The organism is Cyclobacterium sp. 10D3-21 (assembly GCF_055809755.1).
Genome location: NZ_CM147924.1, coordinates 5,915,001 through 5,931,132 on the forward strand (window position 1 = coordinate 5,915,001; position 16,132 = coordinate 5,931,132).

Below are 16,132 nucleotides of genomic sequence, written 5' to 3' on the forward strand. Positions count from 1 at the left end.
GCAAATCCGGAATTGGGAGTGAATGAAAACATTGTACCTTGTCCGGTGTATTGAAAAGTCCCCTGAGGCATGGCCAGCATCCTCTCTTCTTCACTACAAGTTCCCGCAAGGCAAGGATCAGTCTCAATATCCTCAATTTCTTTCATCGATTCATAAAATCTCAGACAGCTAACCCGCGAATCTTTGTTGGGCAAATTGAATTTGCCCTCTGGAATTTCCAGTTGATTTTCCTGTCCTTCACAAACCACGACAGCTTCAATTGCACTGGTTGTTGGTCTTTTTAAGTTGTCCTCGTCTGCCACCTCTACCAAGAGGTTTCTAATTTCATGAATATTGGTCTCTCCTCCTGTAGATCCGGCGAAACCTATTTTCAAGGTTTTAGGTGAAGGGTAAGGATAGTCTATATTATCCATAAGTGTAATTTGCCGGGGATTACCATCAGCAGTAGTAAAAATCATCTCTACATCCAGGTTAAAGCCTGTCCCTCCATTTTTTGGTCTCAACTTAAAAATCACTTTACGGTATCCATTTTTTTCAGGATCTGTTACTCTCCTTGTTCCTGGCCCACCAGAACTAATAGGAAATCGCTGATCTGCAGGGAGTCCATAAGCTCCCCCCTCGTTGGTTTTCACCCCCGCAATAAAATGGTAGCCATTGTATCCATTTCCTGGCCCGCGAATCACTATGGCATTGGAGTGCAAAATATTTCCACCAGATGGAAAACCTCCAGTTTTCCCTTCCGAGTTGTTACCGAAATTACCGAAGCTGTCAAAGCCTACTCCCATATAAGCGTTAGTTAGTCCCCCCACTTTTCCGTTCATGGCATATCCCAAGGATCCTCCAAACCCACCAGGTAAAAAAGAAGTAGTTGCTCCATCAAATAAAAAAACAGTCAATCCATCGGCTCCAGTCCCTCCATAACAAAAATATTCAAAAGAAGCCTTTACCCCAAAACTTGAAGAGAAAGGAATATTGATATAAACGTAACCGTTCTGATCATTGGTGGCATCGGTAAGCCGAAGTACGCCATCTAAAATCTTAGCATGGCCTCCCAAAACAGTCTCTTTCCTTTCTATCGCTTCTTGAAAGGATTCACAATAAGGAAAACCTTGTTGACCCAACAATTCAATTGAAAGTGTTATTAATATTAAATAAAAAAGGATCCCTTTCATGGTTGCACCTGAAACCCAATTCCGGAAAATTAATATCCATAGGTACCTGACATTAAGCCTTTTCATAAAGCATTAAAAAAATACAATTCTTTCAAGCCCCATTTCTTCTTCCAATCTTGTACATTTAATCTTGAGGCAGAATAGCTTTCCATGGTAGCGAAATAGGTTAATTTTTAAGGGTATTATATGATGCTTCATTAAACCCCATACCAATAAATAGCTCTACTATTTGATGGAATCACTTTTAAAACACCCAACCGTTGCTATTTCCTTGTAATTTCAGCCCTTATCGCGGGGGAATGGATACAGGTTATCACAAGTTCATTTATTTAATCCAAGTTTAATGCAACGATTAGGGACTTAAGATAATCAATTAAAAAATAAATAAAAAAGGCTTCTTCCTGATAGTTAGGAAGAAGCCTTAAAATAAATATTACTAAATAGCCTTATTTGAGTATAGTTTCTTTTCTATCTGGACCCACAGACACCATTTTAATGGGAACCTGAAGTTCTTCTTCCAGAAAAGTAACATACGCTTTAAGCGCATCAGGGAAATCTTCATATTCACTAATTCCAGAAAGGCTGCAATTCCAGCCTTCCATCGTTACATAAACTGGCTGAATCCCTTCAGTTGTACCATTCAAAAATTGCTGATCCGTGGAATCACCATCCGCAAGTTTGTATTCGGTACAAATCTTAATGTTCTCAAATCCATTAAGCACATCTGCCTTCATCATAAACAATTGGGTAACCCCATTGATCATGATTGAATATTTAAGTGCTGGAAGATCTAACCATCCACATCTTCTAGGCCGACCTGTAGTAGATCCAAATTCATTTCCATCTTTACGCATTTGTTCCCCGTCCTTGTCAAATAGCTCGGTAGGGAAAGGGCCACTGCCCACGCGGGTGCAATAAGCTTTAAAAATCCCAAACACTTCACCAATAGCTGATGGTGGAACTCCCAATCCTGTACAGGCACCTGCTGCCATCGTACTGCTACTGGTAACAAATGGATAGCTACCAAAATCAACATCTAAAAGAGAGCCTTGTGCACCTTCAGCGAGGACCTTTTTTCCCGATCTTATGGCTGCATTTACCTCAAACTCTGTTTCAACAAGCCTTAGTGATTTGAAGAATGTTACCGCTTTAAAGAAATCGGCTTCCATAGAAGGCAAATCCTGTATACTGAAATCATAATAGTTCAACACGGATTTGTGTCTTTTAACCAATTCATGGTATTTGTCTTCAAAGTCAGGAGACAACATATCTCCTACCCTTAAAGCTACTCTACCGATTTTATCTTGGTAAGTTGGTCCTATTCCTTTTAAGGTTGAACCAATCTTTTTATCTCCTTTGGATTTCTCATAGGCTGCATCCAATAGTTTATGGGTAGGCAGTATGATGGTGGCCTTTTTAGAAATGGCCATATTTTTATTGAAATCTATATTGAACTTTTCCAAGTTTTTGATTTCCTTTTGCAAAACTACTGGGTCAAGAACTACGCCATTGCCAATGATATTTTGGATGTTTTCCCTAAAGATTCCACTTGGGATTTGATGCAAAACATGTTTAATCCCGTCAAACTCTAAGGTATGACCGGCATTGGGGCCCCCTTGAAATCTGGCTACCATTTCATAGTTCGGCGCTAGATAGTCCACTACTTTTCCCTTGCCTTCGTCACCCCATTGGAGACCTAAAAGAACGTCCATTTTCATTTTATTTTTAAATAAGTATTATAGCCTTCTATCAAAATTTGCCGTGAAGATTGTCATGTTTATAAAAATTTACAACTTCCCGGCTAAATTTTATTATACAAATATGGCTTTATGTTAATTTTACTTGTTGTAGTGCCTCGTCTAAGGTATCAAACACGTTGAAAATATTATTTAGTTTGGTGATAATAAGTAATTTTTTGACATGTTCGGATGGCGATGCAAGATAAACTTCCCCACCAGCATTTCTCATTTTGGTAAGTACTGTTATCAACACACCTATTCCACTTGAACTAATATACCTGACCTCACTTAGGTCTATTACACAATTTCTTATACCATCCTGTAACCCGTCTGAAACCAACCCGACCAATCGAGGACCAGAATCATCACCGATCAAATCACCTTTGATCTTTAGTAGCAAAGAATTGTTTTCTATATTGGAATGAAATTCTGCTTTCATTGATTATGATTTATTTTTAACTTTTACTTCCGGTGGATTAATTTTATTTTCACATTTCTCGTCCGTACAATTACCATAAAGTAAAAGTGAATGATGAATAATATTGAAATTTAAAATTTCACCTACAGTATTTTGGATATTTTGAATTCGGGGATCGCAAAACTCCTTAACCTGATGGCACTCGGTGCAAATCAGGTGGTCATGTTGCTTGTAACCATAGGACTTTTCATATTGCGCCAGGTTTTTGCCAAATTGATGTTTGGTGACAAGGTCGCATTCTACCAATAAGTCAAGGGTATTATAAACCGTAGCACGACTTACGCGGTAGTTTTTGTTTTTCATACTAATGTAGAGCCCTTCTACATCAAAATGCCCTCCCCTACTATAAATCTCTTCTAAAATCGCATACCTCTCCGGTGTTTTCCTGAGTTTTTTATTTTCCAAATAGGCAGTAAATATTTTCTTTACCTTTTCGTAAAGACTTTCTATTGAAGCCATACTTTCATTTTTTTTACAAATATACTGTTCTTATTTAAAAATGGGTGGTTTAACTCGGCTAATCAAACCTAGACACTTTAAGAACACCTGGTACTTTCGATAAATTCTCGATTAATTTTTCAAGATGATTGGTACTGTCTACATAAAGTTTAATGCTTCCTTCAAAAATCCCCCGATCTGAATCCACTGTAATGGAACGCATGTTTACCTTTAATTCATTGGAAATAACTTTGGTGAGATCACTTATCAAACCCACTCTGTCCGTTCCAATAATTTTTAAACCCGCCAAAAATGCTATCTGCTGTTGACTGGTCCATCGTGCCTTGATCACTCTATTGCCATGATTGGACATAAGTTCTAGTGCATTTGGACAAGCTGTTCTATGGATCTTTATTCCTTCATTGACCGTTACAAATCCAAAAACAGCGTCTCCAGGGATGGGGTTACAGCATTTTGCCAATACATAATCCACCACATCCATGTCTTCACCAATCAATAGCTGATCATGGTCAGGCCCCTTTAGGTTCTTAATCTCTTTGGTAAATGACTTTTCATCCGTACAACTTACTTGCGGGCCTTTCTTGGCTTTTTTCTGCTGTTTAAAGTCCTTAAAACTTTTTATTGATGTGGCATCTATGATCCCTTTCCCAACTTTATAATAAAACTCAGATGTCGTTTTAGTTTCAAAAAAAGCCCTTAACTGTTCAACTATCTCTGAGGAAAAGTCTAGCTTCATTTGTTTTAGCTTTCTTTGTACAATCTCTTTCCCATCCATCATATGGCCCTTCTTTTCATCTTTAAGGGCATCTTTTATTTTGGATTTTGCTCTGGAAGTTACTACCGATTTTAGCCAATCCTCGTTCGGTCTTTGTTTATTGGAGGTAAGGATTTCAACCTGGTCCCCATTTTTTAACTTGTGACCAATCGAGACAAGTTTCTGATTCACCTTCGCTCCAATACATTTGCCACCTACTTCAGTGTGTATTTCAAAAGCAAAATCTAAAGCCGTAGCCCCGAAAGGCAACACTTTAAGGTCTCCTTTTGGCGTAAAAACAAAAACCTCGTCATGGAATAAATTACCCCTGAAGTCGTCCATAAACTCTATGGCCGAACCATCATTGTTTTCCAATAGGGTTCTCACTTGGGTTATCCATTCGTCCAGGCTACCTGCTGCTTTTTCTGGCGCATTTTCTTTTTCCTTGTATTTCCAATGTGCGGCATACCCTCTTTCTGCTATATCATCCATTCGTTGGGTTCTGATTTGAACCTCAACCCACTGGCCGGTTTGACTCATCGCAGTGGTGTGCAAAGACTCGTACCCATTTGCTCTAGGGGTACTTATCCAATCCCTCAACCTGTTGGGATTTGGTCGGTAAAAGTCAGTAACAATGGAATAAACTTGCCAGCAGGCGGCTTTTTCATTTTCATAGCTTGTATCGATGATTACTCTAATTGCAAACAAATCAAACACCTCTTCAAAAGGGATGTTTTGCGTCTTCATTTTATTGTAGATAGAATAAACAGATTTTGGCCTTCCTTTAATTACAAATTTAAACCCTTGTTCCTTCAACTCATTCTCTATGGGTGTAATAAAGGTTTTAATAAATTTATTTCGTGAAACCCTGGTGTCACTGATCTTTTTGGAAATAAATTCATAAGCATCTTTGTCCATGAACTTAAGGTACAAATCCTCAAGCTCGGACTTAATTGAATACAAACCCAAGCGGTGCGCCAGTGGCGCATACAGGTATTTGGTTTCAGAGCCAATCTTCAATTGCTTGTGCCTTGGCATTGATTCCAGGGTCCGCATATTGTTTAGCCGATCAGCCAATTTGATAAGAATTACACGCACATCATCAGAAAGCGTAAGCAACATCTTTCTGAAATTTTCTGCTTGTTGAGAAGAGCCATAGTCAAATACGCCTGCTATTTTAGTAAGTCCATCGATGATCTGGGCTACCTTCACACCAAATTCTCTCTCTATATCCTCCAACTCCATGTCCGTATCCTCAACTACATCATGAAGTAATGCTGCAATAATACTCGTGGTACCCAATCCTATCTCCTCAACACAGATTAGTGCTACCTCTAAGGGATGGTAAATATAAGGTTCTCCGGATTTACGCCTCATTTCCTTATGTGCTTCGCTAGCTACATTGAAAGCTTTTTTGATCAACTTGGCATCACCCGGTTTAAGCAAAGGCTTTGCAAGTCTCAAAAGTTTGCGATAACGTTTAAGAATCTCTTTTCGCTCTTCTTCTATATCAACTTTGATCATATGATACAAGTTATAAAATAATTTTAGACTACGGAATCAATTTGTTAAGTAATATTTTAATTTTTTTTTGCCCAAACTATTGAATCTTTAAAATTGATTATTACCTTTGCATCCACATTAAAAACAAGCCTTCAAGTAGACTTGGTTCTAAAGATAGACAGGGATGATGGAATTTGTTTTCCCGTTTATTACATAAGGTAATATTAGTAGACAATTTATTTATTTATTTGCGGATGTGGCGAAATTGGTAGACGCACTAGACTTAGGATCTAGCGCCGCGAGGCATGGGGGTTCGAGTCCCTCCATCCGCACACCCATTAAATCCCTCGATCTTGATAGCTACCTTTTAGGTATTTCAGGATGGAGGGTTTTTGTTATAGGTAAACATTAAATTCATATCCCTTGGAAATTACATTAGACAAACATGCTGCCAATGAAGCCTCAGTAAAAATAAAACTTGGGGAAGCAGATTATCAGAAAACGGTTGATGCTAAAATAAAAGATTATGCAAAAAAAGCCAATATTAAAGGATTCAGACCTGGTAAGGCACCTTTTACAATGGTTAAAAATCTTTATGGCACCTCAGTTTTAGTTGAAGAAATAAATGCCATTTTGTCCAAATCCCTTAGCGATTTTTTAAAAGAACAGGAATTTGAAGTATTGGGTGATCCTTTACCCTCTGAAGAAGACAGCAAGAATATTGACTGGAAAAAACAAAAAGATTTCGAGTTTGGTTATAAAATAGGTTTTGTTGAAAACATTGACCTAAACCTGGACCAAAAAATAGATGCAAAGGTATATGAGATAGTACTTTCTGATAAAGAAGTGAATGAAGCTATTGACAATATCAAAAAGCAATACGGTAAAATGACCAATCCTGAGGTGAGTGAAGAAAATGATTTTCTTTATGGCGACCTTAAAGCAGATGATGGCTCATACGAAGAAACACTTTCTATTCCTTTGTCTAGTCTGGATGGTAGAACCGTTAAAAAGTTCTTGGGTGTTAAAAAAGAAGATTCCATTTCTTTTGATCCTTCCAAGGCTATAAAAGGTGATCTTGCAGAAGCTTTAAACATTAGTAAAGAAGCTGCTGAAAACCTTAAAGGGGATTTCACTTTCACCGTTCAAAACATTAACAGAACTGAAGAAGCGCAATTGGATCAGGAATTGTTCGATAAAGTATTTGGTCCAGATCAGGTATCAACTGAAGAAGAATTTCTTGAGAAAGTAAAGAGCATCTTATCTGAAAACTATCAAAAAGAAATAAAGGTATTCAATGAAGAACAGATCAAAGACGGTCTGATCTCTAACCATAAACTTGATCTTCCAGAAGCATTTTTAAAAGAATGGTTAATCCGAGCCAATGAAGGCAAAGTTAGCAACGAAGATGTAGAAAAGGAATACCCTGCTTATGCCAAGCAATTGACATGGTCTTTGATTTCTAATAAAATCTCAAAAGACAATGACATCAAAGCGGAACATGAGGATGTCATGGAAAAAACCAAAGAAATGATTCGTGAGCAGTTGGCCTCTTCAGGAATGGGCGCACAACTTGAGGAGAACATGGATATGTTTTTGCAAAATTACCTTCAAGGGAACGAGGGCAAGAATTATATGCAGATGATGACCTCAGTTCAAAATGAAAAAGTACTTGATTTTGTCAAAAGCAAAGTCGATCTGAAGGAAGAAAAAATAGGAGCAGAAAAGTTTAAAGAGCTTCTCGAAAACTAATTTTAAAAATTTTTTGTTAATAAAAAGTCCTTATCTAAGGGCTTTTTTTATTTTTGTAACATTAACAAAGAGAAAAGTAAAAATGTATAAAGAGGAATTCAGAAAATTCGCAGTCAAAGGACAGGGCATTAGTGGCAATACCTTTGACCAATATATCCATTCTGTGGAAAACATGACGCGTGCAGTCATTGAAGAACGTCCTACCAATTTCCGGGAAATCGATGTATTTTCAAGGTTAATAATGGACAGAATTATTTTTCTGGGGACAGGAGTAGATGACCATGTTGCAAATATCATCACTGCTCAATTGTTGTTTCTGGAGTCCGTTGATGCTAAAAAAGACATCTTATTGTATGTCAATAGCCCGGGTGGTTCTGTATATGCAGGTTTAGGAATCTATGACACCATGCAATATATAAATCCAGAAGTAGGGACAATCTGTACTGGTTTAGCTGCATCAATGGGAGCTGTATTGCTTGCTGGAGGTGCCGCTGGAAAAAGAGCAGCTTTGCCTCATGCAAGGATTATGATTCACCAGCCTTCTGGAGGAATGCAGGGTCAGTCTAAGGACATGGAAATTTCAGTGAAACAAATTCTGGAATTACGTAAAGAACTTTATGAGATACTTGCTGAACACAGTGGTAAAAGTATCGAACAAATTGAAACGGACTCGGACAGAGATTACTGGATGAGAGCATCAGCAGCCAAAGAATATGGTCTAATTGATGAAGTACTGACGAAAAAAGAAAAATAAAATCTGAATGGCGCAAGTAACATGTTCATTTTGTGGGAGGAATAAGAAAGACGTGGACCTTATGGTTTCCGGTATTTCTGCGCATATCTGTAATTTTTGTATAGAGCAAGCTTTCCAAATATTAGGGGAAGAAGATAAAACAAAAAAGGAGGGTAAGAAACCTAAGTTTAAATTAAAGAAACCAAAGGAACTTACTGCCTATCTGGATCAATACGTTATTGGGCAACAAGAGGCCAAGAAAGTCTTGACCGTTGCTGTATACAATCATTATAAAAGACTGGGACAAAAGCAGGATGATGATGATGTAAGGATTGAAAAATCCAATATTATCATGGTTGGTGACACCGGTACTGGTAAAACTTACCTGGCCAAAACTTTGGCGAAAACGCTTGAAGTTCCCTTTTGTATTGCCGATGCTACGGTATTGACAGAAGCAGGGTATGTGGGGGAAGATGTGGAAAGTATTCTAACACGTTTGCTTCAAGCGGCAGATTATAACGTAGAAGCGGCAGAGAGAGGCATTGTCTACATAGATGAGCTTGATAAAATCGCCAGAAAATCAGACAATCCATCCATTACCAGAGATGTAAGTGGAGAAGGCGTGCAACAAGCCATGCTTAAACTGCTTGAAGGTACTTCTGTGAATGTACCACCTCAAGGCGGAAGAAAACATCCTGATCAAAAGATGATTTCTGTAAATACAGAAAATATTCTATTCATTTGTGGAGGAGCATTTGATGGTATCGCAAGACACATCGCTGGAAGGTTAAATACCCAGCCTTTGGGATTCAGTAAAAAGACGAATGCAGATTTGATCGACAGAAACAACCTGTTGCAATATGTAACGGCTCAAGATCTTAAAGCATTTGGACTTATTCCTGAACTTATAGGCAGACTTCCTGTACTTACTCACCTTGATCCTTTGGATAAGGACTCCTTGAAGCTAATCCTCACTGAGCCCAAGAATGCCTTGACAAGACAATACGTTAAACTGATGGCAATGGAAAATGTTGCCCTAACTTTTGAAGAGTCAGGGATTGATTTTATCGTAGAGAAAGCGGTAGAATTTAATCTGGGTGCTAGAGGACTAAGGTCTATATGTGAAGCAATCATCACTGATGCCATGTACGAATTTCCTTCTGAAGAAGGAGACCATACACTGGTCATTAATGAAGAATATGCCCGTACACAATTCGAAAAATCAAAATTCAAAAAGCTTCAGGTAGCTTAACCTGACAGACTTTCAATAATAAGCCTTGCAGTTTCCTGCGAGGCTTTTTTATTGCCCAAAAGCCCCTTCAATTCAACATAACCTTCCAATACTTTTTCCCTTTTAGGACCATCTTCAAAAATCCTCCTAAGTTCAGCGTCTACAGCTTGAGGTTCATACGCTCCCTGAATCAGTTCCTTGACCACTTCTCTATCTACTATTAAGTTTACAAGCGAGGCAAATGCAACTTTTATCAATTGCATTCCAATGGCATAAGAGATCTTACTTGTTTTGTAAACCACCACTTGAGGAACATTAAACAGTGCGGTTTCTAGAGTGGCGGTTCCGGAGGTAACTACGGCGGCCCTAGCATGTAGCAAAATATCATAAGTTTTATCATAAACCACCTGAATACCTGCAATTTTTGCCGCTTCATAGACTTCCGAAGGCAAATTACGTACTCCTGCTATCACCCAATCCACTTCTTGAAAATTGCTTTTTAAGGCAATCATGGTAGTCAACATCTTGTCAACCTCCTGCTTTCTGCTCCCTGGAAGGAGTGCTATGAGGGGCTTGCCTCCCAGCTGGTATTGACTTAAAAAATCCTGATCCGGCTTAAACTTATTGATTTCATCTAATAGTGGGTTTCCCACATAGTCTACCTCCCAGTCGAATTTTTTAAAAAATTCAGGTTCGAATGGCAGAATGGTATACAGCTTGTCTACGTTTTTCTTCAACTTAAAAGCCCTATTTTGGTTCCAGGCCCAAACCTTAGGCGCTATATAATAGTGAACCTTAATGCCCTTTTGGGTAGCGAAAGTTGCTATTTTCATATTGAAGCCAGCAAAATCCACCAGAATTAATGCATCAGGCTGAAAATCCAATATGTCATTTTTTACGGCAGAGAGGTATCGAAAAACCCTCCTAAAATGCATCAGCACCTCCACAAAACCCATCAAAGCCATTTCTTTGTAATGGGCAAAAAGTGTGCACCCTGCCTCCTCCATATACTCTCCCCCCATGCCACGAAACTCGGCATCGGGATCTTTCTTTTTCAAAGCAAGCAGAAGATTGGATGCATGTAAATCTCCTGATCTCTCTCCAGCGATAATGTAATATTTCAAGGGCAGGTAGTTTAAAGAAGATGGGGTATTTATTCCCCGTAATACTCTACAAAATTTCTGGGCGTCTCATATAAAGTCAGCTTAAAAAGTCCGCCATCCTTTACAATTTTATTGACTCTTGGCTGAAGAATTTTCCAAAATTCCATAACCAAATTCTCACAACTGGCCATTTTCCCAGCCATGAACGGCACATCTACATTGAGGTTTTTATGGTCCACTTTGTCAATAACTTCCTTTCTAATAAGGGTGCTTAATTGCTTTAGATCCACCACAAAGCCTGTGTCTTCGTCTGGTCGACCTTTGATGGTGACTATAAGTTCAAAGTTATGCCCATGCCAATTTGCATTGGAACAAGGACCAAATACAGCTTTATTTTTTTCTTCAGACCATTTCGGATTCCATAACTTATGGGCTGCATTAAAATGCTCCTTCCGACAAACGTGTACCATTTTTTCTATTCAATTGAGGCCACAAAGTTACATAAAAAAGACATAAAATTCACTGCTTTGTGGTTTGGATACCTTTTTCTTCTGCCTTTCTTAACCTACTTCCCTTTAAGCAATCATTTTTTGTACTTAGAATTAATAGCAATATCTTGTCAAACACGGAAAATCCATTGATGGCTCCCAGTATTTACACTTTAGCCGGATCCTATTTCAGGAAATATTCAGCCCATAGAGAAACAGAAAAAAAATTCCGATTGCACTGTCCCCTATTTTTAGCGCTCTAAATGTTTAATAAATAGTCCTTAAAGAATTCAAAGTCCTTATTCCTTCAACACTTTGAAAGAATGCAATTCTCTTCCCGCTTGGATTTGAAGCAAGTAAAGTCCTTTTGGGAAATTAAAATCCATCAGGTATTCAATTCCTTGTTCATTCTTCACGAACGTATCCTGGAGTTTTTTACTGCCTGTGCCATCGTACAAACTCACAGCTACTTCGCCCAGGTAATCATTGTTAATAAAGAGCGAAAGTTCTTCTAAAACAGGGTTAGGACCTATGGCGTAACCTGCTCTGCTATTAGGCGTAAGATCACCCGATCCGGAAATCACTACTACATCAGAAATCCTATTGCACTGCTCATCGATTACAGCTACCTGATAGGTCCCTTCATCGTTTACAATATAAGACCTGGTAGTGGCACCCACAATTGGCCTTCCATTCCTATACCATTGATAAGCAGAAGCAGGCAATTGAGAGCTCAATTGAGATCCGTTCACTACGATCAGCGGACGATTCAGAGAATTTGAAGTAATTGAGACATTCCTTTGTAAGGTCTTTGTACCTGAAGGCCCTTTGGCCTCTAAACTAATCTGGTAAGATCTGGGGAAATTGAATACATAAGTGGGGTTTTCGATAAGTGAAGAACCAAGTCCAGCAAAATTCCAGCTAAAGGCAGTAATATTTCCTTCACTTAAATTAATAAATTCGGTAATTCCTCCTGCACAATTGAAACGGGTTTCGAAATTGACAAAGATCACATCTTCACAAGAAATATTACTCCAATTTGCTGCATTTATTGCTGTGGATTCTGGGTCCAAATTAATTATGGCTTCACCAAGTAGGTCCACATTCTCCACACTTAATCCTTGAAAGCAATATTTGTTGTAGCGGTCATGTGAAACATAGGCTTTACCCAACGAACGAATCAAACCTGCCCCTCCAGGTTTATCCTCATGACTAATTGTTTCTAAAATTGTTAAGGTACTGCCATCGGTCAAAACCAATTGTGCATCCTCAGATAAGATCAGGTTTTTAACCGACATTTGTGGAGCTAAAAGATTGGTTTCACCGGAAAGGTCCAATGTTTCTAAAGCACCGGAGGATTGAATGTCTAAATTCACGCCTCTATTTGAAAGTGAAAATCCTTCAATCTCTTGCAAATCCTGATAAACCCCGTTCGCTCCGGCGAAAACCAAATTTAGAGAACTGTTAATGGTTGCATTCTCTTCAATTAAAAGCTGACCATTAAATACGATGGTCTTCAGCGATCCATTCAGTTTAGCTTCTGAGGACATGGTAAAATCCAGCAAAGAAAGACTGTCCGTTAGTACTTCAACCTCGGCTGCATTAACACTTAATCTATCCAATTCCGGCATGGATAACACTTGCCAACGACCTTTGTTAAACTGGACATCTACCCCTGTAAAACTGACCTGCCCAAAATCAATAATACTCTCTTTTTGTTCCTCACCCTCCAAAATTATATTTCCATTTTTAATCTCCATGTTTTGATTTCCAGAGCGGAAACCATTCTGAACAATTAAACTTTGCTGATTCAAATCTAAATCAAAGTTCTCATCCCCAAAAACATTTAGACTAAACACATTGGCAACTTCATTCAGCCTGATAGCTTGCCCAGTAGCTGGTAGATCAACCACCACCCTGGTGCCTCCATCAGGAATCCTTCCTGCGCTTTGTCCATTTGACTCAAGGGACCAGTTTACTGGATTTTCCCAATCGCCATTTCCTCCGATCCAATACAAGGTACTGGATTGTCCGTCAGAAACGCCTGCGGAAAAAACCAGACTGAAAGGTTGCTGTCCATTGGTAAGACTTCCTTTGTGTGTAATTTGAAGGGTATATTTTTGAGGGCTGGGAGTATCAATTAGGATTTGTTCTACATTGTCTCTGAAATTATCGGCAGTTCTGACAGCCACTGCACCAGAACCCTGAGTGGGATTGAGTGTCCACGGGTAAAAAACAGTCCCACTTCCATCTATAATCCTCATGTCTAGATCATTAACCAACATTAAACTGCTTGGGTTTAATTGTGCTGGCGGTGGAGCACCGGCAGGGTCTGTCCAGGCAATGGTCGCTTTAATGGGATCCACCCCATTCGAAATAAATTCGAATTGATAGGTTTCATTGTTCACCAATTGCAACTCCCTTAACACTTTGGAACTACCATCTTCGTCTATTATCATTTGTGCGGCTGCTTTTGCATCCAACAGCCCCCATCCAAACATATAGTCCGGCCCCGGACTGATACCAGCCTCTTTGGTAGTTTGGATTGATAGCGCCTTTAGTGTTGCAGCGCGCATGTATCTTCCAGCATTCCTTCCATGATACAATTCCTGCAAGAGCAATAATGAACCTGTGACATTGGGAGAAGCCATGGAGGTTCCACTATAGGTAGCATAGCCATCTCCATTCCCGTCATTGGTTGTAGCGGCACTAAAAACATTGACTCCCATGCCTACCAGATCAGGCTTAATTCTGCCATCATCTACGGGGCCCCAGCTGGAAAAACCACTCATAAACACATCTGCTGGCACCTTGTAGTCATCAAGCAAACTCACCGCTCCTACAGTAATGTTATTTTTGGCAGCACCTTCAGGTCCGATGGTATCTTCCGGTCCATCCGATGCTTTTGTACCATCTCCCACATCCGACCTGTCATTTCCTGCTGCCCAGACAATGGTGTAGTAAGGCTTGGCAAAAGCCAATTCATCCAACTGCCTTGATTTATTGGAATAATAGCCAAAACGATAATCTTCCTGATTGTTCACTCCTTCATTACCAGCCCAACTCCAATTTTGATTGCTATCTCTATACCAGCCTACAAGGTTGCCATAAGAATGGTTGGAAACCAGATGACCCTCTGGACTAAGTTGTGGGTCATAGCTGTTTTGTGTCATTTTTGAAATGTCTGCATCCCAATTAAAGGCCCATCCTGTGGCTTCAGTAGCCATACCTTTTGCATTGGGATTGTTCCCGGAGGCGAGAATAGTACCGGTAACATGAGTAGCATGGTCACTGATTTCCTCTGTGGACCCATCTATCTGAGTGACTCTATTTAGAAATTCATTGTGGTTGGCCCTAGGACGTGTTTGGTCGTAAATACCAACAATCATATTGCGCCCCGTCAAATTTAAATCTAAGCTTCCCCCTACTTGCAAAGCATCTGTGGAAGTGGCTTTGGCAGCTTTTAAATTATACGTTGTATAATAGACAGGATGGGACTCTTCATCCAAATATTGAAAAGAGGCGGAATGCTGATCGGCAAGCCGTATATTAAGAGGAATACCTAAAGACCTGGTAATGGCTACTTTTTCCTCCTGGTTAAGACTGTATTGACGAACGCTCTGTTTCAATTTCTGATATACCTCAGACCTGACTTTTTGCATGCCGTCATTCTGAATTCCAGGATTTTGTGCCATAGAAAGCCACGTTAATAAAAGAAAAATGACTAAAACGATACCTTTTCTCATCCGATTTGCTTTGTTTTATTGGAAGGAAAACATTTTCAGGTCCCCCTTACTTGCTTTTTTAGGGCACATTACCTCCACCTTATGGGGCAATAAGTTTAATTCTATCCTTTAGCTATGGGTTAAACCATAATCTATTTTGCCCAACGGAAACCTCAATTTCCTGTGGGGGTGAGTGTAGTAACGCCACTTAGTTCGCCTACTTCATTCTCCCAACTTATTCTAATGGTTCCATCTGCATTTAGCTTACCGGAGCCTTTAAAGAAACCCCTATCAAAAACATTGTCCGCTTGGTCTGTCATGGTGATTACCCCACACAATTCTGTAAATACAGCAGGATTGTCATCCTCTGAATATAACTGAGAATACACACCACCCGTAATGTCTGAAATCCTATAGGTGAAAGGCTCCAATTCTGTAATTGTTACCTGATAATTAATCGTACCATAGGAACCCACAGTCACTGAAGTGTAGGTACCTGCCAAATCGGAAGGACAGGACAACCTGATTTCGATGGTCACCTGGTGATAATTGGTGCTGATTTTAGTTTCTCCTGCATCAATTATTTTGAGAATAAGGTCAGGTAACTCCTCACTAGCCAGATTTCCTGTAAGAATTTCTATAGGAACATCTACAAAGCTACTATTGGCAGGAATGGTAACTTTAGTGTTTTCCAGCCTGTAATGAACTCCAGCAATGGCTGTAGAAGTAGGGTCTACAGCCAATTCTATTTCTAGGGGAGCATTCACCTGGCGACCCACTAAGTTTATTCTTACTTTATCCTGATTTACCTGATTGTTACTTGTTTTGGTTACGATTTTTTTAATGGTATTATTTGGTAAGGAGGCCTCGTCAAACTCTACCTCTAAACCTTCCCATACAATGCTAAAACCAGACTCTTCCATACAGGAAGCGTTACTGAATAGTAAGCCAATCATAAATGCAAAACCAAAAATTTTATGTTGCATACCCTTTAT

Annotated in this window: 12 protein-coding genes and 1 tRNA gene (1 of these 13 running past the window's edge); 4 read left to right on the forward strand and 9 right to left on the reverse strand. The window is 39.3% G+C overall.

Translation table 11 applies throughout. The features are described 5' to 3' along the window. The 5 genes from AC0L7T_RS22850 to AC0L7T_RS22870 all read right to left on the reverse strand — a co-directional run. Positions 1–1,238, reverse strand: partial view of a PKD domain-containing protein gene (locus tag AC0L7T_RS22850; protein WP_473338662.1) — the 5' portion only. Its footprint begins 1,147 nt before the window's first position; the window shows 1,238 of its 2,385 coding nt (coding positions 1–1,238); it begins with the start codon at positions 1,236–1,238; the stop codon falls past the left edge of the window. Positions 1,239–1,618: 380 nt separating this feature from the next. After that, positions 1,619–2,890, reverse strand: a complete 1,272-nt coding sequence (locus AC0L7T_RS22855) for an adenylosuccinate synthase (RefSeq protein WP_473338664.1) — start codon at positions 2,888–2,890, stop codon at positions 1,619–1,621. Between the two features lie 109 nt (positions 2,891–2,999). Next, on the reverse strand, positions 3,000–3,350 hold the full coding sequence (locus AC0L7T_RS22860) for an STAS domain-containing protein (protein ID WP_473338665.1): 351 nt from the start codon (positions 3,348–3,350) through the stop codon (positions 3,000–3,002). Positions 3,351–3,353: 3 nt separating this feature from the next. Next, entirely contained in the window at positions 3,354–3,848 is a 495-nt protein-coding gene (locus AC0L7T_RS22865; protein ID WP_473338667.1) for a Fur family transcriptional regulator, read from the reverse strand. Positions 3,849–3,906: 58 nt separating this feature from the next. Further along, a complete protein-coding gene (locus tag AC0L7T_RS22870; protein WP_473338669.1) occupies positions 3,907–6,126 on the reverse strand; it encodes a RelA/SpoT family protein in 2,220 nt (739 codons plus the stop codon). Between the two features lie 229 nt (positions 6,127–6,355). On the opposite strand from AC0L7T_RS22870, the gene AC0L7T_RS22875 reads away from it, so the two are divergent. From AC0L7T_RS22875 to clpX, 4 genes are all read left to right on the forward strand, one after another. Beyond that, positions 6,356–6,437 (forward strand) — tRNA-Leu (locus tag AC0L7T_RS22875). A 91-nt stretch (positions 6,438–6,528) separates the two neighbouring features. Further along, positions 6,529–7,857: a trigger factor gene (gene tig / locus AC0L7T_RS22880; RefSeq protein ID WP_473338671.1), complete on the forward strand. Its 1,329-nt coding sequence runs from the start codon at positions 6,529–6,531 to the stop codon at positions 7,855–7,857. A gap of 82 nt (positions 7,858–7,939) precedes the next feature. Continuing rightward, positions 7,940–8,611, forward strand: a complete 672-nt coding sequence (locus tag AC0L7T_RS22885) for a ClpP family protease (protein ID WP_473338673.1) — start codon at positions 7,940–7,942, stop codon at positions 8,609–8,611. Between the two features lie 7 nt (positions 8,612–8,618). Then, complete coding sequence (gene clpX, locus AC0L7T_RS22890) at positions 8,619–9,842, forward strand: ATP-dependent Clp protease ATP-binding subunit ClpX (RefSeq protein ID WP_473338674.1); 1,224 nt, start codon at positions 8,619–8,621, stop codon at positions 9,840–9,842. Here the strand turns inward: clpX and lpxB are convergent. The 4 genes from lpxB to AC0L7T_RS22910 all read right to left on the reverse strand — a co-directional run bounded on the left by lpxB (position 9,839) and on the right by AC0L7T_RS22910 (position 16,123). Further along, positions 9,839–10,945 (reverse strand): lipid-A-disaccharide synthase, encoded by a 1,107-nt coding sequence (lpxB, locus tag AC0L7T_RS22895; protein ID WP_473338676.1) that lies wholly within the window; start codon positions 10,943–10,945, stop codon positions 9,839–9,841. The two genes, clpX and lpxB, sit on opposite strands and share 4 nt — an antisense overlap. A 29-nt stretch (positions 10,946–10,974) precedes the next feature. Then, the gene (locus AC0L7T_RS22900; protein WP_473338677.1) at positions 10,975–11,394 is read right to left on the reverse strand and encodes a 6-pyruvoyl trahydropterin synthase family protein; all 420 of its coding nucleotides are present in this window, start codon (positions 11,392–11,394) and stop codon (positions 10,975–10,977) included. Positions 11,395–11,711: 317 nt separating this feature from the next. Continuing rightward, on the reverse strand, positions 11,712–15,107 hold the full coding sequence (locus AC0L7T_RS22905) for a S8 family serine peptidase (protein ID WP_473338678.1): 3,396 nt from the start codon (positions 15,105–15,107) through the stop codon (positions 11,712–11,714). A gap of 203 nt (positions 15,108–15,310) precedes the next feature. Further along, on the reverse strand, positions 15,311–16,123 hold the full coding sequence (locus tag AC0L7T_RS22910) for a DUF4843 domain-containing protein (RefSeq protein ID WP_473338679.1): 813 nt from the start codon (positions 16,121–16,123) through the stop codon (positions 15,311–15,313). Positions 16,124–16,132: the final 9 nt, after the last annotated feature.

Excerpts from the sequence above, each read along its gene's own strand:
- AC0L7T_RS22855 (WP_473338664.1), bottom strand. The coding sequence starts at position 2,890 with ATGAAAATGGACGTTCTTTTAGGTCTCCAATGGGGTGACGAAGGCAAG.
- AC0L7T_RS22860 (WP_473338665.1), bottom strand. The coding sequence starts at position 3,350 with ATGAAAGCAGAATTTCATTCCAATATAGAAAACAATTCTTTGCTACTA.
- AC0L7T_RS22910 (WP_473338679.1), bottom strand. The coding sequence starts at position 16,123 with ATGCAACATAAAATTTTTGGTTTTGCATTTATGATTGGCTTACTATTC.
- AC0L7T_RS22885 (WP_473338673.1), top strand. The coding sequence starts at position 7,940 with ATGTATAAAGAGGAATTCAGAAAATTCGCAGTCAAAGGACAGGGCATT.
- AC0L7T_RS22900 (WP_473338677.1), bottom strand. The coding sequence starts at position 11,394 with ATGGTACACGTTTGTCGGAAGGAGCATTTTAATGCAGCCCATAAGTTA.
- AC0L7T_RS22870 (WP_473338669.1), bottom strand. The coding sequence starts at position 6,126 with ATGATCAAAGTTGATATAGAAGAAGAGCGAAAAGAGATTCTTAAACGT.
- AC0L7T_RS22865 (WP_473338667.1), bottom strand. The coding sequence starts at position 3,848 with ATGGCTTCAATAGAAAGTCTTTACGAAAAGGTAAAGAAAATATTTACT.
- clpX (WP_473338674.1), top strand. The coding sequence starts at position 8,619 with ATGGCGCAAGTAACATGTTCATTTTGTGGGAGGAATAAGAAAGACGTG.
- AC0L7T_RS22905 (WP_473338678.1), bottom strand. The coding sequence starts at position 15,107 with ATGGCACAAAATCCTGGAATTCAGAATGACGGCATGCAAAAAGTCAGG.